We start from the raw sequence: 19981 nt of genomic DNA, 5'->3' as shown, positions 1-19981 counted from the left end.
TCGCACTTTTGCTGGAAATGCTTCTAGCTGATGAGCCCGATTTCACGCATCTTGGCGATGAGCGTGGAATCGATTTCGCCTGTCTGGCGCATGCCGAACAGCTTCTGGAACTCGCGAATGGCTGATTCCGTCGCTTTGCCCGGCTGGCCATTGACCGGCACCATATCATTGCCGAAAGCCTTCAGCCCGGCCTGCACGCGGATGATATCCTGCGAGGAAATTTTCTCCGCCGGACCTGCCGGTGCGCCAGCCGGTTCGCTCTTCTGAACTGGCTTTTGATAGGCGGCAAGATCAGGCTTCGGCTTGGCCGGCGTCTCGCTTTTCAACACAGCCGGTTGTGCGGTTAATTGCGGACGCGGCGTCGGTACAGCCACGACTTCGATGGCCTTGGCGACCTCATCCTGTTGCGCAGGCGCCGGGCTCTCGACCTGCGCCGGAACGCTGGCCTGCTGCACGCCCAGCTTCTGCTGCAAGGCGCGCCAGCGATCCACAGCCTCGCGGGTCTGCGGGCCGGTAAAGCCATCCACCGGGCCTTTATAGACGCCAAGCATGGAAAGACGCTGTTGCAGACGGGCAATCTCCAGATCGGCATTCGGCGCGAGCGCAGGCAGCATATCGTCGGTGGCCGTGACCGGCATGCGATCTGCCGAAAGGTCGGCATCGCTCACGCCCTGCGTGGTCGTCTTGCCCGTTGCCTGCGGGTCAGCCGTTGCCGTTTCTACTGGCTTTGTTTCCTGCTGACTGGCGGCGGCGGTGCCGGGCAGAACGGCGCGTGGCGTCGGCTTGAAAACGAAATCAGGTCTCGTACGGAAGAACACGGCATTATGCGCCTCCGGCTGATACCAGAGCGCATTGGCCGACACGAAACTCATTACCACGAGAAAGGCCGTCGCTCCGCCGGTCAGAACCGGATTGCGCACGACAAAGTCACCGGCAACGATCGCCAGTGCCGAGGCCGAGTTGAAGAAGAATTGGAGGAGCCGTGTCCCCAGACTACGCTGTTTTGCGGGTCTGCGTGTGGAGCGGTTCTGCGATCCGCTCTGGGTTCTGCTCCCGGTCTTCGTCGTTCTGCCAGTCATTGCGCCTTTCTCCCTGGTGACGGTGCATATCGATCACCGTGCCAAGTTCCTGTTGTTCGTCATCTCCCGCGAGATATTGCGGACCTGTCACCGGAAGACGGACGGTCACAACCGTGCCTTCGCCGGGACAGCTCTTGAGGTTCATCGATCCCTGATGCAATTCCACGAGGCCCTTGACCACGGATAGTCCAAGGCCACTTCCTTCCTGAGCGCGCGTATAGCTGTTGTCGGCGCGCACAAAAGGCATGCCGATGCGCTGCAAATCTTCCGGCTCGATACCGATGCCGGTGTCCGAAACGCTGATTTCCAGCATGGCGCGACCGTCAGCCACCACACGGGCGGCGTCAATGGTGACGCAACCGCCGGTCTCGGTGAACTTCACGGCATTGGCCGCCAGATTGAGCAGGATCTGCTGCACCGCGCGACGGTCGGCCATCAGTTCGCCAACGCCGTTGCCGACGCGATGGCAGAAGGCAACGCCCTTCTTTTCCGCCTGCGGCAGCATGACCGAGGTGCACATTTCGGCCACGTCGCGGAAGGCAAAGTTCTGCGGCGCAATCCCGTAAGTGCCGGTTTCCAGCCGCGAATTGTCGAGAACCGCATTCACCAGTTCCAGCAGATAATGCCCCGACTGGTGTATCAGACCGGCATATTCGCGCTGCTTTTCATTGGCCAGCTGACCACCCACCCCATGCGACAGCATGTCGGAGAAACCGATGATGGAATTGAGCGGCGTGCGCAGTTCGTGGCTGACCGAGGCGAGCAGACGGCCCTTGCCGACGCGCTCCGATTCCAGCTCCGCCTTCAAGGTTGCGATTTCATCCAGAAGCTTTTGTTCGCCTTCCAGCGACCGACCGACCAGCGTGATTACGCCAGCGGCAGTCAGCCCTTCCAGACGATAGGCACGGAAAACCGGGCTTCCAGCTTCGATGGAGCGCAGACGGATATCGACACGTTTCGATGCAATCCCCGAACGCAGATCGGCCAGAAGCGAGAGATATTGCACGCGGTCGGCAACATGGACGCGGTCGACCAGAGCGGTCGTTTCCAGCATTTTTGGCTGCATGCCGAGAAGCTTTGCGGTCTTGTCGCCGACCGATGCGATGACGCCTTCTGCATCCAGTACGAACTGCACGTCGCCCTCGGCAATAGCAACCTGCGGCATGGCGGTTTCATTGTTCTGTGGCTTGACGGCCAGACCCACGCTGCGCGCGACAAGGCTTGCCGCATAAAGAACCAGCACTGTGACGGAGGCCAGCGAACCACCGGCAATCACGCCGCCGTTTGTCATCGCAAAAGCGCCGACAATGGCAAGTGCTGCAACAGCGCCAGCAATTGCGGCAGCAGGCTTGCGGCTGACAAGCCAGATTTCCAGCGGCAAGGCAGCCGCCATCAGCCACAGAGCGGCATCGCTACTGGAGACCATGCCAATGGCGGCAAGTCCCGCGCCATAGGCGACAAAATTCAATGTTCCGAGGAGAGCGGCGCTCAATCCCATCAGTGAGAGAGCGCAGAAAATCATCGCCATACCGGCGAAGCTGGCGGCGAGAATGGCAAATTCAGTCGGCCCGGATGCGAGACCGGAAGCCAGAACGGCAGCAACAAGCAGCAGCGGCACAACAACGACCGAACCGACAACACGCATAGCCGTCGCGTCGGGCGTGTTCACCCAGCGGCGGCAAAAACGTTCGTAAAAACGGCCGAGCGTCTGCACACCAGTGCGAACGGTCTTAGCTGCTTTCAAAAGAATGGCGTTCAACGTGCGCTACTCACTCAAACTCATACACATACTCATCCGCCCGAAACATTCGGAAAAGAACATTCCCGGCGATCTTCAGATTGCAGGTGAGGCTTTAAGGAAACGATAAAACGAGGCCCATGAATGCAGATAAGCATCGCGGGAGCCGTGCTTTTCGACCTATGGTAAACAGAGGGTAGCGATTGCTTGTACGAAAGCGCGAAGATTGCACAATCTTCCGCCTACCACTGCGCACATCACAGAATTGCGAATCGCGCGGTTACGGAATCTTTTCGATTTCATCGGACATTGGCGACATCGTTCGATTAGCTGAAGGCGAGCAACAGCAACAAGGCCATGATCCGTTTCCTCATCAAATCCGCTATCTGGCTGTCGCTGGCATTCATCGTAATGCCGCGCTTTTTCCCAGCGGAACAGGAAAACAAAAGTGCCGAAAAGCCCGCTGCCATCGCTGAGACGCGTGGCGAGCCGAGTACCGTGGATCAGCTTTTGGCCAATGGCAAAACGGCGATTGAGATCGGCAAACTCTGCATGAACAATCCGAGTTTCTGCGAGAATGGCACGTCGATGATTTCAAGTGCGGGCAGCGGTTTGCTCAAGGGCAGCGGCCAGATGCTCGATTATCTGAGCCAGCGTTTCGGCAACAAAAGCGAAACGCCTGCTGACCCGCAACCCGTAGCCGTCGCGGAAAAACCCGAAACGACAGTCTCCGAAATCCTGTCCGAGCAAGCAGCTCCTCAAACAAGCGGTTTGAGCAATATCCCGATCCCGACCTCTCGTGCGGCAGCCTTGCGGGCACTGGATCGTCGGACCACGGGCGCGATCCCTGCAAAACAGTGATCTTTCCCGTGACCTTGCCGCCATTCATGACTATATAAGCGGCACAACACCGCAAAGACGGCATTTCAGGCGAGTATCATGACGACCACAATCGATAGCATCATGTCCGACTTCGAATTTCTCGACGACTGGGAAGATCGCTATCGCTATGTCATCGATCTCGGCAAGGAACTGTCGCCCTATCCAGATGACGCGCGCGATGCAGAACATAAGGTTCAGGGCTGCGTCAGTCAGGTCTGGCTCAAGACCATGCCGCATAGCGGCGCAGATCCCGTGATCGAGTTTCTGGGCGATTCCGATGCGCATATCGTGCGCGGTCTCGTCGCCATCGTTCTGGCGCTCTATTCCGGCAAACGCGCCTCGGAAATTCTCGCCATCGAGCCGGAAAGTGTGCTGAAAACGCTTGGCCTTGATGAGCATCTCACTCCGCAGCGCTCAAACGGTCTGCGCGCCATGGTCGCCCGCATCCGTCGTGAAGCGGAAGCGGCAAAGCTTTCAGCCTAGTACCTTTTCCACCGACAGAGCGGCTGCAAGCAGGTTTTTATCGGTGTCGCCGCGCGCGGTCAGCATCAGGCCTGTCGGCAGCTTCATGTCCGGCATAGGCAGCGTGATGCTGCACAGATCGAACTGATTGCCGACCTGCGTATCACGTAGCGTCAGCCCTTCCACACGATCATATTCGTCCTCGTCGTGACTGACCGAAGCAATCGTCGGCGCGACAATCGGTGTGGCGGGCGTGGCGAATGCATCGAAGCCATTCAACCGCTCATCCATCTCGCGGATCAGCTGATTTCGGGTTGCCACCATGGCTTGATAAGTCTCGTCCGGCACGTGCAGACGCACCGATAGCGGACGCTTCACGCGCAGATCGACATTGGCGTCGGGGTCGCGCAGCCATGTGCCGGCATGGACGCGGCTTGCCTCAATGCCGACGATCGATCCGGACGTGCTTGCCTCACGCCAGCGCTGGATCAAATCGTCCAGCATGATATCGACAAGCTTTACGCCTGCCTTTTCAAGCGCTGCCAGCGACGCCTCAAAATGCGCAGCCACATCCGGCTCCATGGCGTCCAGCAAATAGCCCCTCGGCACGGCGATCCGCAGGCTGGAAAGCGGCACCGCATCCGGCAGAATCGGTGTTTCGCCCGCCATCACGGCATCGGTCAAAATGGCATCCGCAACTGTGCTGGTGAGCGGCCCAATGGAATCAAGCGAAGGCGCCAGCGGAAAAGCGCCATCCAGCGGAATGCGCCGCGCCGTCGGCTTGAAACCGACAATGCCGTTCAGCGCCGCGGGAATGCGCACCGAACCACCCGTATCCGACCCGATAGCGATTTCGCTGGTGCCTTCCGCCGCCGAGACCGCCGCGCCGGACGACGACCCACCCGGAATGCGCGTCGGATCGACGGCATTGCCCGGCTCCCCATAATGCGGGTTGAGACCGACTGGCGTGAAAGCAAATTCGGTCATATGCGTCTTGCCGACGATCACCGCGCCCGCCTCACGAAGACGCTGCACGATGGTCGCATCCTTGACCGCAGGCGCGGCTGTGCGCCGAACCACAGACCCGGCCAGCGTCGGTTCGCCCGCGACATCGAAGAGATCCTTGATCGAGACAATGCGGCCATCCAGCGGACCAAGGGCCAGCCCTGCTCCAAGCCGTGCATCAGCGGCATCTGCTTCCGCCCGCGCCCGCTCCGCATAAACCTTGCTGAAAACACGCTCATGATCGCGGCGGGCCTCAAGCCGCATCAGAATAGTTTCCAGCCGATCCCGGACATTCGACGACATGCAAATTCTCCCCAATTTCCCCGCCCGGTCACACCGGCTTTTCCCTTGCGATAAGGTGGTGTTCGGTCACTGTCAATCGGGGGTATCTGGCCCCGCCTGAAATGACCGTGCGGCAAAACAGTCGCGGATTGCGGGCAGCGCTTCCCTCCCCGTTTGCGTGGTTGGACCACTGGTCGGATAGGCCAGCACCAGACGCTGGCGCAGCGTTTCATCCTCAATCGGCAGGCACACGACTTTTCGTCCATCATGGCTGAAATCGTGGCCGGGCCGCGTGAAAAGCAGCGACACGCCGAGACCATTCGCCACCATGCCGCGCACCATCTCCACCGAGGTGGTCCGCAGCACGATATTCGGCGACAGACCCTGCTGCCAAAATGGCACCAGCAGAAATTCGCGGCTGAGCGGCAGATCGACAAGAATGAACGGATAGCGCGCCAGTTCCGCCAGCGTCACGCTCTGCTTCGCGGCCAATGGATTGTCCGGCGGAACGACCGCATGCGGTGCGTAAGACAGCATGGTTTCCCATGTGACTGTCTCCGGCAGACCGACATCATAGGTAATGCCGAGATCGACAATGCCTTTTTCCAGCGCCCGCGCCATGCCTTCCAGATCGAACTCGCGCAGCTTCACGCGCATATCGGGAAACGCCTGTTTCAAATGGCCCAATATGCCCGGAACACAGACCGGCCCCAGCGTGCTGAAATAACCGAGCGTCAACCGTGCCGCACCCTCACCCTTGCCCGATAGAGCAAAATCTTCCGCGCCAGCCAGAAGCAGCCGCGCCTCTTGCAGCTTGCGACTGCCGAAAGGCGTCAGCTCCAGCCCCCTAGCCTGCCGCCGCTCGAAAAGCGGTTGCCCCAGATCACGTTCCAGATCGCGGATTGCCGCCGATATGGAGGGCTGCGAAACATTGAGCTTTTCGGCAGCGCCCGTTGCGCTGCCAGCCTCGGCGGAAGTGACGAAATAGTGGAGTTGACGAAGCGATATCATTAGAGGATTTTCCTATAATGACCGCTCGATTTCAATTCTTTTTCCGATACTGAACTGCGTTTAGCCTCCCGTTAAATTAAACAATAAGGGGATACGAACATGTTCAACGAAAGGGCGCCGTGCCTCGACGGGATTCGCGTTCTGGATTTCACGCGCGTTCTGGCTGGGCCGTTCTGCACCGCCTTACTTGGCGATCTGGGCGCGGAAGTCATCAAGATCGAAAGTCCGGAAGGCGACGATTACCGCCACATCACGCCGGGCACAGCCGACGGCGGTGGGCTGTTCCTGCTGATGAACCGCAACAAGAAGAGCATCTCCATTGATCTGCGCAAGGAACGCGGGCGGGATATTGTCCGCCAACTGGCGAAGAATGCCGATATCATCGTAGAGAATTTTCGTCCTGGCGTGATGGACCGGCTGGGGCTCGGGCATGCCGAGCTTGCCAAAGACAATCCGCGCCTCATCCATGTGGCGATTTCCGGCTTCGGCCAGCAAAGCCCGATGGGCAATCTGCCTGCATATGATCTCGTCGTGCAGGCGGTAACCGGCTTCATGGATATTTCCGGCGAACCGGATGGTCCGCCGATGATGACCGGCGAATCCGTTGCCGATCTGACCGCCGGGCTTTTCGCGTCCTGGTCGGCGCTAGCCGCACTTCTCGCTCGCGAACGAACCGGCAAGGGCCAGTTTGTCGATGTGGCCATGTATGATTGCCTGTTCAATCTTCTGCCTGCGGCACTGACCCAGCAGCTTTACGGCAGCAAATCGCCGAAGCGGGTCGGGAATCGCCATCCGTTGAGCGCGCCATTCGGTGTCTTTGCGGCAGCGGACGGCTATCTGACAATTGCCGTTTTGAGTTCGAAGCAATTTGCCGGTCTGGCCGAAGCTTTGGGCGAACCCCAGCTTGCGACCGACGAGCGCTTTTCGACAGCGACAGCGCGCAACGAAAACCACGCCGAACTGAAGGCCATCATCGAAGCATGGAGCACGGCAATGGGTGTCGAACAGGTGATCGACGCCTTGCAGGCCCATGACGTGCCCTGCTCGCCGGTGCTTTCTGTCTCCGATGCAACCGCCAGCGAACAGGTGCGCGCGCGTGGTCTCCTGCCGGAAGTCACGTCCGCCAGCGGCCCGGTGCGCGTTCTGCGCCAGCCGGCCAAGTTTTCCGGCATGGATTGCCCCGCCCCGACACCGCCACCCGCACTGGGCGCGCATGCCACCGACATATTGCAGGAAAAACTGGAACTTACTGCCGACGATATCGAAAGCCTCGTGCGCGACGGCGTGTTGCACGGCCTGACATTGCAACCGCAGCAGCTTCTGAAGGAACCCAACCATGACGCATGATTGCCTGCTGACCGACGAACAACGGATGATCCGTGACAGTGCGCGCAGCTTCGCCCGTGAAAAACTGGCCCCAACCGCAGCCATGCGCGACCGTGAGCACCATTATTTTCCGCGCACCGAAATGCAGGAACTGGGAGAGCTGGGCTTTCTCGGCATGCTGGTTGCCGAGGAATGGGGCGGCGTTGCAACCGACCATCTGAGCTATGTTCTGGCGCTGGAGGAAATCGCCGCCGCCGATGGCAGCATCGGCGCGATGATGGCGCTGCACAACGGGCTTATTTCGACTCCCTTGCGCGTGCATGGGAGCGACCGGCAGAAGGAACTTTATCTGCGTCCGCTGGCGGAAGGTCGCTTCAACGGCGCTTTTGGCCTGACCGAACCGGAAGCAGGGTCCAATGCCTTCGCGATCCGTACCAAGGCGGTCCGGGTCGATGGCGGCTTTCGCCTCACCGGCGCAAAACAGTTCATGTCGAATGGCAAATCCGCCGATATCGCCATTATATTTGCAGCAACCGAGAGCGATGACCCGCGCCGCCGCATCACGGCGTTTCTGGTCTCTCCGACGGCCCCCGGCTATGTCTGTGTGCGCATCGAAGACAAGCTCGGCCTTGCCGCGTCGGAAACCTGTCAGGTTCAGCTTGACGATGTCTTCGTGGCCGACGACCACGTGCTGGGTGAAGTTGGCGGCGGCTATGCTCTGGCGATGAGTACGCTGGAACTCGGACGCCTTGGCATCGCGGCGCAGTCGCTCGGGCTTGCGCGGGCCGCCTTCGACCATGCCCATGCCTATGCGCTGGAACGGCAGACATTCGGCAAAGCCATTATCGAACATCAGGCGGTCGGCTTCCGGCTGGCGGAAATGCACACGCAAATCGAAGTGGCGCGCAGCTATCTGCATTATGTCGCAAGGCTGCGCGATGCAGGCCAGCCCTGCAAGACGGAAGCCGCCATGGCGAAACTGTTTGCCTCCGAGATTGCTGAAAAAGTCGCCTCGGAAGCGATCCAGGTGCACGGCGGCTATGGTTATCTCAAGGATTTCGCCGTCGAACGCATTTATCGCGATGCCCGCATCTGCCGCATTTACGAGGGAACCAGCGATATTCAAAAGCTGATTATCGCTGGCTCTCTCGCGAAGAAAGACAAGGCTATCTGACCGAGCCTGTCGAGTGCGGCCTCAACGCATCTGGGGTCGCGCGGCGGGGCGGTAATCATCCGCCCCCCAATGCAGCACCACGCCCCGGCGACGGTCGCTTTCGCGTGGCGGATTATAGTGTCGGTGCAGCATGGCGAGGCCCGCTTTCAGCATGACCTTGGCGGAACGCACCGGCCATTGACGCTCGCGCTCCACCCGCTCCAGCCCTTTCAGGAAACAACATACATCGACCAGCACGTGGTTTAGTTCCGGCCCGACCGCCTCCAGTGCCCGCTCCACCCGCATCCGGCTGGCAAGTGCGATGTCGGTCAGTTCCGCCATGCCGCCTGCCCCACCGCGCCCGCCCCCGCCAACGCTGATATCCCAGCGCGACGTGATCGACGGCATCAGCGAACCCCGCGTGAAATCCGCCCGCAAGCGCTCCCCTGCATGGAACTCATCCTCCGAAATGAAGGCATTGCCGTCAGGACCTTTACGGCGATAGAGCATGGCCAGCGGCGATTCCGCCAGATTGACCTCGACCTTCTCCCCCGATGCCAGTTCAATCAGCGCCGTCACCCGCCCGCCGCCATAATCTGGCTCAGGCGGCGCGATTTTGGTCGATTGCGTGCGCCTACGCCCATTACCGGAGAGCGCCAGCTTCTGACCGTCCATCCGCAGCAAACCTTTGCCGCACATGGCGGCGACTTCATCGCGGGCAACCGCAATCGTCCCCTGCTCGCCAACCAGCAGCATATGCGAATCGCGAACCGAATCCTGCATTTCGCAAGCACCTGTTTTGAGGAACCGCATCACGCGCATTTCGGACGTCGAAAACTGTGTGGTCATGCCGCCATCCTCCAGGTTGAAAAAGCCGAATTCACGATGCGCTCAAAGGCGGTCACGATGGCGTCGAAATCGACATCATCGCGCATATCTTCCACGAGATGGCAGGCATGCATCACCGTTGTGCGATCCCGCGCAAAGCCGGTGGCCACCTCCCGCATCGCCAGACCGAAGGACGTATGCGCCACATACATGCCGATCTGCCTGACCCGCGCCACATTGCGCCTGCACCGGGTTGGCGCACGCAGTTCCTTGCCATCCACACCGAACGACGCCACGAGGAGATCGATCAGCGTTTCGCACAATTGCACGCTGTATTCCTGCCGCTTTCGATCTGGCAATCCCTCAACGGGGTCGAGAAGAAGGGGCCTCCCATGTCGTGCCGCGATCAACCGCAAAGCATCAAAAGCATCTGCCCGCGTATGAATGACATCCGTTAGTTCCAAAGACATTCATCTTCCCTCATCTGAATAGGAATATCTTCTTATAATGAGAAAATTGCAAGGGAGGATAAGTTTGCGGGATAAAGTTTGGAGTGTCCGGCACCGCGTTGGAGGATGACGCTTCTGGCGTTTTGGCTTGAGCCACCTGACCGCCCATACCCTTGGTTTTCTCTACTATTTGCTTTAGAGAGCGTTTTTCAACAGCCATCCGCAAGATCGGCGACACCGAGAGTAAACCGACCGTCCCTCCGCCCGTCAAACAGATTTCACAGATTTTAGGAATATTATCCACACCATGCAGAAATCGACGATCCTGTTTGTATCGACAAACGAGGACAAGGCTTATGAAAACAGCGCTGGAACAGGCCCGCAGAATCTTTCTCACCGAACGAGAGCAAGACCGGATGAGCGCCATGCAGCGCGTGGCCCTGCAAATCGTGGCGGGAATCGATATCGACCGGCTGGTGCAGGCATCGGAAGTGGAAAAGCAGCAAGCAGCGCGCCGCCTCACGCGACTGATCGAACGCGAACGCCTCAAGGGCACCAGTGGTCACTGGAGTTATGATCTCAACCGCCACATCGCCTTAAAACAGGCGCTCGACAGGTTGGAAGGCAAAGCCGGTCGTGATGATGCTGCACATATACGCGGCCCGCGAAAGATTTACAGTCAACGCCGACGCATTCGAACGACCGCGCCTGATAGCAATCACAAGCAAAAGCCCATCTCGATATAAAACAATCTTTGTCGCGTCCAAATCGAAAGCTCAAATACGAGAAGCACAGTGCTAAAACACAAAGAGCGCGCCCGGGCCTGCTCATGGCAGGTCAGGGCACGCTCCATATTTTTGCTTCAGGCACATTAATATCCGAAAACCGCTTCACGGTCTTCGCGATGCGCCGTCAGGATCGCTGATTAAGCGCCCTTCGGCTTGCGGCCGAGGCCCATCTTCTTTGCCAGACGCGAACGAGCGGCAGCATAGTTCGGAGCAACCATCGGGTAGTTAGGATCGAGATCCCACTTTTCGCGGTACTGTTCCGGGGTCATGTTGTAATGGGTCATCAGGTGACGCTTGAGCGACTTGAACTTCTTGCCGTCTTCGAGGCAGATGATGTAGTCGTCATGAACCGACTTCTTCGGATTGACGGCTGGCTTCGGCTTTTCAACAACAACCGGCGCTTCTTCACGTTCCACGTGACGCTTGAAAGCGGCATGAACATCAGCAATCAACAGCGGCAGCTCGCCCGCACGAATCGAATTATTGCCAACATAAGCAGCGACAACATCCGCGGTCAGGCTCAGAAGCAGTTCTGCGCTTTCGTCGTGCGTATCCAGATTTTCCATCGGTTTTCCTTTTTTTACTTCTTATGTTTTTGTTTTTCCGCAACTTTCGGCATCGATGACACATCTGAAGTCGGGATTGCGTATCTCAGAACTCTACCTAGCTCTTTTATGACCGCACTTAACAACTATCATGATCTTTTGCAATAGAATTGTTGTGCGAAACTACATTAATAATAGCCTATTATTCTTTAAGCCACAAATAAAAAGAACGAAAACAAAGCCTTTTCATGGAAATAGCACCCCGGCAATCTCACTGGCACAATCATGGCGCGCATCGTTTATTGACGATAAAGCAACCGCATATAGTTTTTCAGCACGGCTCGCATAATTTGCATGACCAAGTTTAGCAACCGTTTTTGCTTTAAGCTATGATCTGGCCTCGCGAAACAAACACATTTTGCTGATTGCAGCACTGCCTCTAAAATCGGGCGCGAAAAAGGCATAGCTTAAATATATTTCATTGAAATCAACTCGCTTTCGACCGTGCCCGAAACTATATATGCCTCAATATCCGCCTTTCCAAAGGGTCGTTAAAGCGATCCGCAACAATTTGAAACAATGTTCATCGGATTTCAGAATGCCTCATAACGCTCGCCCGCCACAGCCTCCGCACGCCCCGAAACATCCGCATAGCGACACCCGCCACGGCATCACCCGCACCGACGATTACGCCTGGCTTCGTGCGGAAAACTGGCAGGACGTCTTCAAGGACCCGTCGGTTCTTTCCCCGGAAATACGCAAACATCTCGATGCCGAGAACGCCTATCAGGCAAGCCTGATGCAGAACACGGAAGCCCTGCAGAAAGAGCTTTTCGCGGAGATGCGCGGCCGCATCAAGGAAGATGATTCGTCGGTTCCGTTGAAGGATGGCCCCTATGCTTACGGCGTTTCATACCGCACCGGCGGCGAGCAGCCCTATTTCATCCGCACGCCGCGCGACGGCGGTGCCGAAACAATCCTGCTCGACGGCGACAAGGAATGCGAAGGCAAGGCCTATTTCCGTCTTGCTTCGGCAGACCATGCCCCCAATCACAATCTGTTGATCTGGGGCTATGACGACAAGGGATCGGAATTCTACAAGCTGAAGGTTCGCGATCTCACGACCATGGCGGAACTTTCGGACATCGTCACCGATACCAATGGTGGCGGCACGTGGGATGCGGAAAGCAAAGGCTTTTTCTATACACGGCTTGATGAAAACCATCGCCCATCGAAAGTATTCTATCACCGCATCGGCACCGACCAGTCCGAAGACCGGCTGATCTTTGAAGAACAGGACGCTGGCTTCTTCCTCGGCGTCGGCGGCTCCGCGCTGGACGACTATATCTTCATCGATATTCACGACCACGAAACATCGGAATGCTGGCTGCTGCCCGCCAATGATCCGGCGGCCAAGCCGCAACTGATCATGGCGCGCAAAACCGGCACGGAATACGACATTGCGCCGGGCGGCGATGAATTCTTCATTCTGACCAATGCCGATGGCGCGAAGGATTTCAAGATCTGCAAAGCGCCAGCCAGCGCGCCGCAGCCGGAAAACTGGGTGGATGTGGTGGCGGAAAAGCCGGGCCGCCTGATCCTGTCCCACTCTGCCTACAAGCATCACCTCGTCTGGATCGAACGCGACAACGGCCTGCCGCGCATCGTCATCCGGGATCGCAAGAGCGGCGAAGAACACGCCATTGCCTTTGACGAGGAAGCCTATTCGCTCGGCCTGCATGGCAGCGCCGAATACGACACCGAGGTCATCCGCTTCTCCTATTCGTCGATGACGACGCCGGAACAGCTCTTCGATTACAATATGCGCACCCGCGAGCGGACGCTTCTGAAGACGCAGGAAGTGCCGTCCGGCCATGATATCGACGATTATGTGACGCGCCGCATCCTTGCGCCCGCAGCCGATGGCGAGCTGGTGCCGGTCTCGATCCTTTATCACAAGGATACCAGGCTGGACGGTTCGGCTCCGTGCCTGCTCTACGGCTATGGCTCCTATGGCATCACCATTCCGGCAAGCTTCAGCACATCGCGCCTGTCGCTGGTGGATCGCGGCTTCGTCTACGCCATTGCGCATATTCGCGGCGGCAAGGACAAGGGCTTTGCCTGGTATGAAAACGGCAAGCGCGACAAGAAGACGAACACTTTTACCGACTTCATCGCCGCCGCCAAGCATTTGGTCAGCGAAGGTTTCACCAGTCATGACCGCATCGTCGCCCATGGCGGCTCCGCTGGCGGCATGTTGATGGGCGCGGTCGCCAATCTCGCGCCGGAAGCCTTTGGCGGGATTATCGCGGAAGTGCCGTTTGTCGACGTGCTGAACACCATGCTCGACGATACGCTGCCACTCACCCCGCCGGAATGGCCGGAATGGGGTAACCCGATTGCCTCGGAAGCGGATTATCGCACCATCGCCGCCTATTCGCCTTATGACAATGTGACGGCGCAAGCCTATCCGGCCATTCTGGCTGTTGCAGGCCTGACAGACCCGCGCGTCACCTATTGGGAACCGGCGAAATGGGTTGCCAAGCTGCGCGAGTTGAAAACCGATGACCACCCGGTGCTGTTCCGCATCAATATGGATGCCGGCCATGCGGGCGCTTCGGGCCGTTTTTCGCGGCTGGAAGAAGTCGCCTATACGCAGGCTTTCGCGCTGAAAGTCGTGGGCAAGGTTACAGGCTTCGAAGGTTGATACACGATCACGCTCCAGGGGGTTTATCTCGCTGGAGCAAATGAAAAGCAGCTACACGTTTGACAATCAACGCCCTATACTATCGCAGATTGAATGTCGTCATGGAGATTGCATCATGAAAACCGGATGCGTGACTTTTCTGGCGAGCTTGGCATTGGCGCTTCCAGCCCTTGTGCCCGCCACCACGGGCGCGAATGCGCAAGTGCGGAAAGATGTGAGCGAATATGCGGGACGGCGCTGCAGCGCGCCGCCAAAGGGCAGCGGCATTATTCTCGGTCAGTTCAGCGGTGTGGACGATTCCCCCATGGTCAGCATGGACGGCATCGTTCCAGTTGATCGCATGCGCTGCTTCACCAACCTGTCCGAGTGCAAAGGCTGGCTCTATACCATGCAGAGCAAATATACCAATGCTGGTCCGGCAACAGTTGCCCGCTGCATCAAGCGATAAACTCCGCCCAAAAAACTGCAATTTTTGGCAGCACCATAAAATGGCAATATCATTTTCGGACGACAAGCGCGGGGCCGCATAAGGGGAACGAGAAGAACACTATCGGGGAGGTGAAATCGATTTGGGAGGATCGACTATGCAGCAGGCGAGCTATGTTCATGGCGCGAGTGACCGGCTTCTGATCGGCGATACGATTGGCAATCATCTCGACCGCATCGCCCGGCAATATCCCGACCGGGCAGCAGTGGTCGTCCGTCACCAGAATATCCGCCTGACATATGCAGAATTGAACGCTCGCGTTGACGCCCTTGCAGAAGGGCTCCTCGCCATTGGCCTGCGCCCCGGCGAACGGGTCGGCATCTGGTCGCCAAACAATCTGGAATGGATATTGACCCAGTTTGCCACGGCGAAAGCGGGCCTGATCCTCGTCAATATCAATCCGGCCTATCGGGCGCATGAATTGGAATATGTGCTTGCCAAGGTCGAATGTTCGGCGCTGATCCTCGCGCCATCGCTCAAGACCAGCAATTATCTGGATATATTGCGCTCCATCGTGCCGGAAATCGATAGCGCGCGGCCTGGCCATCTCGTGGCGGAACGGCTGCCTGCCCTGCGCTGTGTGATCCGGCTTGGCGAAGAACAGACCGCTGGCATGATGAATTTCGATGCGGTTGCCGTCGCAGGCGATGAGGCCGCGCGCGACGAACTGCGCCGGCTGTCGGAGGAGCTGCAATTCGACGATCCGATCAATATCCAGTTTACGAGCGGCACCACGGGCAGTCCCAAGGGTGCGACCCTCTCCCACCACAATATTCTCAATAACGGCTTTTTCGTCGGCGAGGCCATGCGCCTCACCGAACAGGACCGGCTGTGCATTCCCGTACCATTCTACCACTGCTTCGGCATGGTGCTCGGCAATCTGGCCTGCATGACCCATGCCGCCTGCATGGTGATCCCGAATGACAGTTTCGATCCGCTTCTGACATTGCAGACGGTGCAGGATGAACAATGCACCGGCCTGCATGGTGTGCCGACCATGTTCATCGCCATGCTGGATCATCCCGAGTTCACAACCTTTGATCTTCAGAGCTTGCGCACCGGCATCATGGCCGGATCGCCCTGCCCGGTCGAAATCATGCGCCGGGTGATCAGCGAAATGCACCAGAGCGAAATCACCATCGCTTACGGCATGACCGAAACGAGCCCCGTCAGTTTTCAAAGCTCGACCAACGACCCGCTGGAAAGGCGCGTTTCAACCGTTGGCCGCATCCATCCGCATCTGGAAGTCAAGATTGTCGATGCTGATGGCCGGATTGTTCCACGCGGCGAAAAGGGCGAGTTGCTGACGCGAGGCTATAGCGTCATGCGCGGTTACTGGAACGATCCGCAAAGCTCGGCGGGCGCTGTCGATGATGCGGGCTGGATGCATACCGGCGACCTCGCCACCATCGATGCGGAGGGCTATTGCAACATTGTCGGGCGCATCAAGGACCTGATCATTCGCGGCGGCGAGAACATCTATCCCCGCGAGATCGAAGAATTCCTGTTCACCCACCCGGCGATCAGCGATGTGCAGATTTTCGGTATTCCCGACCGCCGGTTTGGCGAGGTTATCTGTGCCTGGGTCAAGCTCAGTCAGGACGGACGCCTGAACGAAGCGGAACTGGTCAGCTTCTGCCAGCAGCGGATCGCCCATTATAAAATCCCGGCGCATATCCGCTTTGTCGATCAATTCCCCATGACCGTTACCGGGAAAATCCAGAAATTCGTCATGCGGCAAACCATGATCGAAGAACTCGAATTGGAAGAAATCAAAACCGCCTGAACCTGTTATTGCGTCTTATAGCCATTCGCGTGTGGGGGAATGGCTTTCAGATAGGCTGCGATTGCAGCGCGGTCGGCCTCGGTCAGATGCGCCATATTGGACACCACGTCCGTCATCGATCCTCCAAGCGAATCGAAGTCGGGCGTGAAGCCGCTTTGCAGCGCATAGGCGATATCGTTTTCGCTCCAGTCGCCAATGCCGCCCTCGCCGGTGGTGATATTCGGAACCACGCTCTTCTTACCGTCGCTGCCGGTTTCCGCCGATAGCGCGCCCGCCAGCCATTGGCTGGTTTGCAGCCCGCCAATCAGATTGCGCGGGGTGTGGCACTCGCCGCAATGACCGAGCGCTTCGGTCAGATATTGTCCGCGCGTCACGAGGTCGGATGCATCGGCAATATCCACGGCGGGCGCATCCGACAGGTAAAGATGCTTCCAGATGCCGAGGCTGCGGCGAATATTGAAGGGAAATCCAAGCTTGTGGGGTGCTGCGACATTATCCGATGGCGGCAATGTCTTCATAAACGCGTAGAGGTCGGCCACATCCTGCGGCTCCATTCGGGTGTAGGATGTGTAGGGAAAGGACGGGTAGAGATGCTCGCCCTGCTTTCCGACGCCTTTGAGCATGGCATTGGCGAAATCCTGAATGGTCCAGGTGCCGATGCCCTGTTCGGACGGCGAAATATTCGGCACGACGAAGGTGCCGAAATCCGAGACCAGCTCATACCCGCCAGCAAGCACCTTGCGCGCATCGCCTGCAGCGCCCGGCGCCGCATGGCAAGACGCGCAACCGCCCGCCCAGAAAACCTGTTCACCCCGCACCGTATCGCCGGGCTTCATGGAAGCCAGAACGGTGCTATCCACTTTTTGCGGCGTGGTCAGAATCCAGAAGGCGGCAGCGCCAATGACAAGCACAGCGCCCGCGGCATATGCCAGTTTGCGGACCATCCTACCCATTCCATTGCGGCAGTTTCGGTATCAAACGAAACTGCCGGTCTTGCAAAGCTGATCAGTTTTTCTTGACGCGATAGGCCTGATGGCAGGAACCGCAATTGGCAGCGACCTGCTGAAATGCCGTTTTCAGCGCATCTACATCCTGCGGCTTGGCAGCCAGAGCAGCGGCTGCATCGGTGCGGAATTTTTCGACATGCTTGACGAAATCGTCCTTGTTTTCCCAGATTTTCGGCGAAGCTTCGGTGTCGCCCTGATCTGACCCCGCCGGGAACAGCGTATCGACATCGAGCTTTTTGGCGTCGGCGTCGATTTTCTCAAGCGCCGCCAGAACCGCCGCTGCATCGAACGGCTTTTCGCCTTTGACCACCGGCGCGATCTGGCCAACCGAACGGCCCAGATCCTTCATGATCGCCTGACGATCAGCAATCGCATCGGCCTGTGCCAACCCGATACTGGCGACGAGCACTGCCGCAGAACCAAGTGCAGGAAAAAACAAGCGCATGTAGTCCTCCGCATTTCATTGAACAAAACCGATCTATTGGCAAAATATCCGATACAATCTCTGCCATTGCAACGATCGTTCCCAACATATCACCATCAAGAAAAGTAAAACGCGCACATTACAGAGGTTTATACAATTCATTCACGATAACGTGAAAAACATGATAAAATTAGTAATGTTTAATTTGAGCATTTTACTGGACAGCTCAATAATAAGAAAAAAGCCTCGCCATTCCGAATGCAACAAAAAAAGCCCCGCATAAACGGGGCTTTTCTCATAACATCAATGCCTTGGCATTATGCCTGTTCGTACATTTCCAGCACGTAATCCCAGTTGATCAGGCTGTCGACGAAAGCTTCGAGATATTTCGGACGCAGGTTGCGATAATCGACATAGTAGGAGTGTTCCCACACGTCGACGCCGAGGATTGGCTTTGCGCCATGAACCAGCGGGTTTTCGCCATTCGGCGTCTTGGAGATTTCCAGCTTGCCGTCCTTGACCGAGAGCCATGCCCAGCCCGAACCGAATTGGCCGACGCCAGCAGCGATGAAATCTTCGCGGAACTTGGCGAAGCCGCCGAGATCGGATTCGATTGCCTTTTCAAGCTTGCCTGGCAGCTTGTTGCCGCCGCCGCCCTTCTTCATCCACTTCCAGAAATGGATGTGGTTGTAATGCTGGCCGGCATTGTTGAAGAGGCCCTGATTCTTGCCGTAGCTTTCCTTGACGATGTCTTCCAGGCTCTTGCCTTCGAGGCCGGAACCTTCAAGCAGCTTGTTGCCGTTGGTGACATAAGCCTGATGGTGCTTGTCGTGGTGGAGTTCAAGCGTCTCGCGCGACATGAAAGGCGCAAGTGCTTCATAGTCATATGGAAGGGCGGGCAGTTCGAAAGCCATTGGAAACTCTCCTCTTTATCTCTCAACGCGCGGCGGGCAATGCGGTTGCCTACCCGAAAAATTGCGTGCGGACTCTACATAGGCCCCAACCGCGTGAGCGGCAATGAAATATTATTGAAATCACAGTAGGATGAACCCCATTCAGGATTTCCGCATCGCCGCATCGATAAAGGGGTAACCGTGTCCGGTACAATTAGTTCCTATGTCTTCGACGCCTATGGCACATTGTTCGATGTCCATTCGGCGGTGCGGCGGCATGCGGACAAGGCCGGACCCGACGGGCGCGCCTTTTCGGAACTGTGGCGTGCCAAGCAGCTTGAATATTCATGGGTGCTGAGCCTGATGGGCGCTTACAGCGACTTCTGGAAGCTGACGGAAGAGTCGCTGGATTTCGCCTTTGCGCGCTATCCTTCCGTCGATCCATCGCTGCGCAACGACCTGCTCGACGCCTATTGGAAACTCGACTGCTATCCGGAAGTGCCCGCGGCGCTGAAAAATCTCAAGGATCGCGGCGCAAGGCTTGCGATCCTCTCCAACGGCTCGCCTGCCATGCTGGAAGCCGCCGTGAAATCGGCGGCCCTCGACGTTCTTCTCGATGATGTCATTTCGGTCGATGCCGTGCGCAGATACAAGACATCTCCTTCGGCCTATGAGCTGATCACCATGCAATGGCGGCTTTATCCGTCCGCGATCTCCTTCCAGTCGTCCAATCGCTGGGATGTGGCTGGCGCGGTCAAGTTCGGCATGCGCGGCGTGTGGATCAATCGCTCGGGCCAACCGGACGAGTATAAAGCGTTCGCGCCTGCGCTGATTTTGCCGAGTCTCCAGCTTCTTGGCTGACACGCCAAGCGGCGAAAAAGAATATTTCACTAAAATTTGAATTACCGGGCTTCTTCCAAATAGGCTGATTGCCCGCAAAATTGTGTCGTGAGCGCAACACGCGTGCAACGGGGGGCTTTTCGCCACTTTTAGGCCCTATTCACACCGGCTCCGCGCCACAATTCTAGGGCGTTTTCCGGTCAGTTAATTCTTCAGGCTTCGGGTAACACTTGCCCGAGCCCATGCCTTCCACCCACGGCGCCTCTACCATATCTGGTTTGGTCGCACT

19 protein-coding genes and 1 pseudogene are annotated in these 19981 nt (G+C 57.7%); 9 read left to right on the top strand and 11 right to left on the bottom strand.

The features are described from left to right. Positions 1–23: 23 nt before the first annotated feature. Both HWD97_RS17135 and HWD97_RS17130 read right to left on the bottom strand, forming a co-directional pair. Complete coding sequence (locus HWD97_RS17135; RefSeq protein ID WP_371835297.1) at positions 24–1079, bottom strand: peptidoglycan-binding protein; 1056 nt, start codon at positions 1077–1079, stop codon at positions 24–26. Beyond that, a complete protein-coding gene (locus HWD97_RS17130) occupies positions 994–2838 on the bottom strand; it encodes a HAMP domain-containing sensor histidine kinase (protein WP_121535492.1) in 1845 nt (614 codons plus the stop codon). Before HWD97_RS17130 ends, HWD97_RS17135 begins: the two co-directional genes overlap by 86 nt. A 336-nt stretch (positions 2839–3174) precedes the next feature. Here HWD97_RS17130 and HWD97_RS17125 point away from each other — a divergent pair, with 336 nt between their 5' ends. Together HWD97_RS17125 and HWD97_RS17120 are read left to right on the top strand one after the other, a co-directional pair. Then, positions 3175–3678 carry a hypothetical protein gene (locus HWD97_RS17125; RefSeq protein ID WP_371835296.1) on the top strand — a complete coding sequence of 168 codons (504 nt, stop codon included), beginning with the start codon at positions 3175–3177 and terminating at the stop codon, positions 3676–3678. A gap of 78 nt (positions 3679–3756) precedes the next feature. Continuing rightward, positions 3757–4182: a SufE family protein gene (locus tag HWD97_RS17120; protein WP_078340179.1), complete on the top strand. Its 426-nt coding sequence runs from the start codon at positions 3757–3759 to the stop codon at positions 4180–4182. On the opposite strand, the gene HWD97_RS17115 is transcribed toward HWD97_RS17120, so the two are convergent. Continuing rightward, positions 4174–5469, bottom strand: coding sequence for an amidase (locus HWD97_RS17115; RefSeq protein ID WP_371835295.1), 1296 nt, complete (start codon positions 5467–5469; stop codon positions 4174–4176). The genes HWD97_RS17120 and HWD97_RS17115 overlap by 9 nt on opposite strands. 72 nt (positions 5470–5541) lie before the next feature. Then, on the bottom strand, positions 5542–6459 hold the full coding sequence (locus HWD97_RS17110; protein ID WP_121535483.1) for a LysR family transcriptional regulator: 918 nt from the start codon (positions 6457–6459) through the stop codon (positions 5542–5544). Positions 6460–6558: 99 nt separating this feature from the next. Here HWD97_RS17110 and HWD97_RS17105 point away from each other — a divergent pair, with 99 nt between their 5' ends. Both HWD97_RS17105 and HWD97_RS17100 read left to right on the top strand, forming a co-directional pair. After that, positions 6559–7806, top strand: coding sequence for a CaiB/BaiF CoA transferase family protein (locus HWD97_RS17105; RefSeq protein WP_371835294.1), 1248 nt, complete (start codon positions 6559–6561; stop codon positions 7804–7806). Then, on the top strand, positions 7796–8959 hold the full coding sequence (locus HWD97_RS17100) for an acyl-CoA dehydrogenase family protein (RefSeq protein WP_371835293.1): 1164 nt from the start codon (positions 7796–7798) through the stop codon (positions 8957–8959). The genes HWD97_RS17105 and HWD97_RS17100 overlap by 11 nt, the downstream gene beginning before the upstream one ends. Before the next feature lie 21 nt (positions 8960–8980). Here HWD97_RS17100 and HWD97_RS17095 read toward each other — a convergent pair whose 3' ends face one another. The 3 genes from HWD97_RS17095 to HWD97_RS17085 are packed head-to-tail and all read right to left on the bottom strand — an operon-like array spanning position 8981 to position 10435. Beyond that, positions 8981–9787 (bottom strand): DUF6456 domain-containing protein, encoded by an 807-nt coding sequence (locus tag HWD97_RS17095; protein WP_371835292.1) that lies wholly within the window; start codon positions 9785–9787, stop codon positions 8981–8983. Further along, positions 9784–10230, bottom strand: a complete 447-nt coding sequence (locus tag HWD97_RS17090; protein WP_121536280.1) for a helix-turn-helix domain-containing protein — start codon at positions 10228–10230, stop codon at positions 9784–9786. Before HWD97_RS17090 ends, HWD97_RS17095 begins: the two co-directional genes overlap by 4 nt. Positions 10231–10246: 16 nt before the next feature. After that, positions 10247–10435: a hypothetical protein gene (locus tag HWD97_RS17085; protein ID WP_371835291.1), complete on the bottom strand. Its 189-nt coding sequence runs from the start codon at positions 10433–10435 to the stop codon at positions 10247–10249. A gap of 136 nt (positions 10436–10571) precedes the next feature. Here HWD97_RS17085 and HWD97_RS17080 point away from each other — a divergent pair. Then, a pseudogene (locus HWD97_RS17080) lies at positions 10572–10853 on the top strand (cytoplasmic protein); the annotation flags it as partial. Between the two features lie 287 nt (positions 10854–11140). Here HWD97_RS17080 and HWD97_RS17075 read toward each other — a convergent pair. Then, a complete protein-coding gene (locus HWD97_RS17075) occupies positions 11141–11569 on the bottom strand; it encodes a MucR family transcriptional regulator (protein WP_109368585.1) in 429 nt (142 codons plus the stop codon). A gap of 577 nt (positions 11570–12146) precedes the next feature. Here HWD97_RS17075 and HWD97_RS17070 point away from each other — a divergent pair. From HWD97_RS17070 to HWD97_RS17060, 3 genes are all read left to right on the top strand, one after another. Beyond that, the gene (locus tag HWD97_RS17070; RefSeq protein WP_371835290.1) at positions 12147–14255 is read left to right on the top strand and encodes a S9 family peptidase; all 2109 of its coding nucleotides are present in this window, start codon (positions 12147–12149) and stop codon (positions 14253–14255) included. Positions 14256–14370: 115 nt separating this feature from the next. Then, positions 14371–14703 carry a metallophosphoesterase gene (locus HWD97_RS17065; RefSeq protein WP_109368583.1) on the top strand — a complete coding sequence of 111 codons (333 nt, stop codon included), beginning with the start codon at positions 14371–14373 and terminating at the stop codon, positions 14701–14703. Positions 14704–14839: 136 nt separating this feature from the next. Further along, the gene (locus tag HWD97_RS17060; RefSeq protein ID WP_371835289.1) at positions 14840–16528 is read left to right on the top strand and encodes an AMP-binding protein; all 1689 of its coding nucleotides are present in this window, start codon (positions 14840–14842) and stop codon (positions 16526–16528) included. 5 nt (positions 16529–16533) lie between these two features. On the opposite strand, the gene HWD97_RS17055 is transcribed toward HWD97_RS17060, so the two are convergent. The 3 genes from HWD97_RS17055 to HWD97_RS17045 all read right to left on the bottom strand — a co-directional run bounded on the left by HWD97_RS17055 (position 16534) and on the right by HWD97_RS17045 (position 18873). Continuing rightward, on the bottom strand, positions 16534–17472 hold the full coding sequence (locus HWD97_RS17055) for a cytochrome c (RefSeq protein ID WP_339439881.1): 939 nt from the start codon (positions 17470–17472) through the stop codon (positions 16534–16536). 61 nt (positions 17473–17533) lie between these two features. Beyond that, positions 17534–17980, bottom strand: a complete 447-nt coding sequence (locus HWD97_RS17050; RefSeq protein WP_109368580.1) for a cytochrome c — start codon at positions 17978–17980, stop codon at positions 17534–17536. A gap of 296 nt (positions 17981–18276) precedes the next feature. Beyond that, complete coding sequence (locus HWD97_RS17045) at positions 18277–18873, bottom strand: superoxide dismutase (protein WP_121535459.1); 597 nt, start codon at positions 18871–18873, stop codon at positions 18277–18279. 180 nt (positions 18874–19053) lie between these two features. On the opposite strand from HWD97_RS17045, the gene HWD97_RS17040 reads away from it, so the two are divergent. Continuing rightward, positions 19054–19713: a haloacid dehalogenase type II gene (locus HWD97_RS17040; RefSeq protein WP_371835288.1), complete on the top strand. Its 660-nt coding sequence runs from the start codon at positions 19054–19056 to the stop codon at positions 19711–19713. Positions 19714–19981 lie beyond the last annotated feature (268 nt).

Source organism: Ochrobactrum sp. C6C9 (assembly GCF_022627935.1).
In the GTDB taxonomy this organism is placed as follows: domain Bacteria; phylum Pseudomonadota; class Alphaproteobacteria; order Rhizobiales; family Rhizobiaceae; genus Brucella; species Brucella teleogrylli.
This window is presented reverse-complemented; position numbering and strand designations above follow the sequence as displayed.

Bases quoted from the DNA above. Each gene is read 5' to 3' on its own strand.
- HWD97_RS17135 (WP_371835297.1), bottom strand. From the start codon at position 1,079: ATGACTGGCAGAACGACGAAGACCGGGAGCAGAACCCAGAGCGGATCG.
- HWD97_RS17125 (WP_371835296.1), top strand. From the start codon at position 3,175: ATGATCCGTTTCCTCATCAAATCCGCTATCTGGCTGTCGCTGGCATTC.
- HWD97_RS17120 (WP_078340179.1), top strand. From the start codon at position 3,757: ATGACGACCACAATCGATAGCATCATGTCCGACTTCGAATTTCTCGAC.
- HWD97_RS17115 (WP_371835295.1), bottom strand. From the start codon at position 5,469: ATGTCGTCGAATGTCCGGGATCGGCTGGAAACTATTCTGATGCGGCTT.
- HWD97_RS17110 (WP_121535483.1), bottom strand. From the start codon at position 6,459: ATGATATCGCTTCGTCAACTCCACTATTTCGTCACTTCCGCCGAGGCT.
- HWD97_RS17105 (WP_371835294.1), top strand. From the start codon at position 6,559: ATGTTCAACGAAAGGGCGCCGTGCCTCGACGGGATTCGCGTTCTGGAT.
- HWD97_RS17100 (WP_371835293.1), top strand. From the start codon at position 7,796: ATGACGCATGATTGCCTGCTGACCGACGAACAACGGATGATCCGTGAC.
- HWD97_RS17095 (WP_371835292.1), bottom strand. From the start codon at position 9,787: ATGACCACACAGTTTTCGACGTCCGAAATGCGCGTGATGCGGTTCCTC.
- HWD97_RS17085 (WP_371835291.1), bottom strand. From the start codon at position 10,435: ATGGCTGTTGAAAAACGCTCTCTAAAGCAAATAGTAGAGAAAACCAAG.
- HWD97_RS17075 (WP_109368585.1), bottom strand. From the start codon at position 11,569: ATGGAAAATCTGGATACGCACGACGAAAGCGCAGAACTGCTTCTGAGC.
- HWD97_RS17070 (WP_371835290.1), top strand. From the start codon at position 12,147: ATGCCTCATAACGCTCGCCCGCCACAGCCTCCGCACGCCCCGAAACAT.
- HWD97_RS17065 (WP_109368583.1), top strand. From the start codon at position 14,371: ATGAAAACCGGATGCGTGACTTTTCTGGCGAGCTTGGCATTGGCGCTT.
- HWD97_RS17060 (WP_371835289.1), top strand. From the start codon at position 14,840: ATGCAGCAGGCGAGCTATGTTCATGGCGCGAGTGACCGGCTTCTGATC.
- HWD97_RS17055 (WP_339439881.1), bottom strand. From the start codon at position 17,472: ATGGTCCGCAAACTGGCATATGCCGCGGGCGCTGTGCTTGTCATTGGC.
- HWD97_RS17050 (WP_109368580.1), bottom strand. From the start codon at position 17,980: ATGCGCTTGTTTTTTCCTGCACTTGGTTCTGCGGCAGTGCTCGTCGCC.
- HWD97_RS17045 (WP_121535459.1), bottom strand. From the start codon at position 18,873: ATGGCTTTCGAACTGCCCGCCCTTCCATATGACTATGAAGCACTTGCG.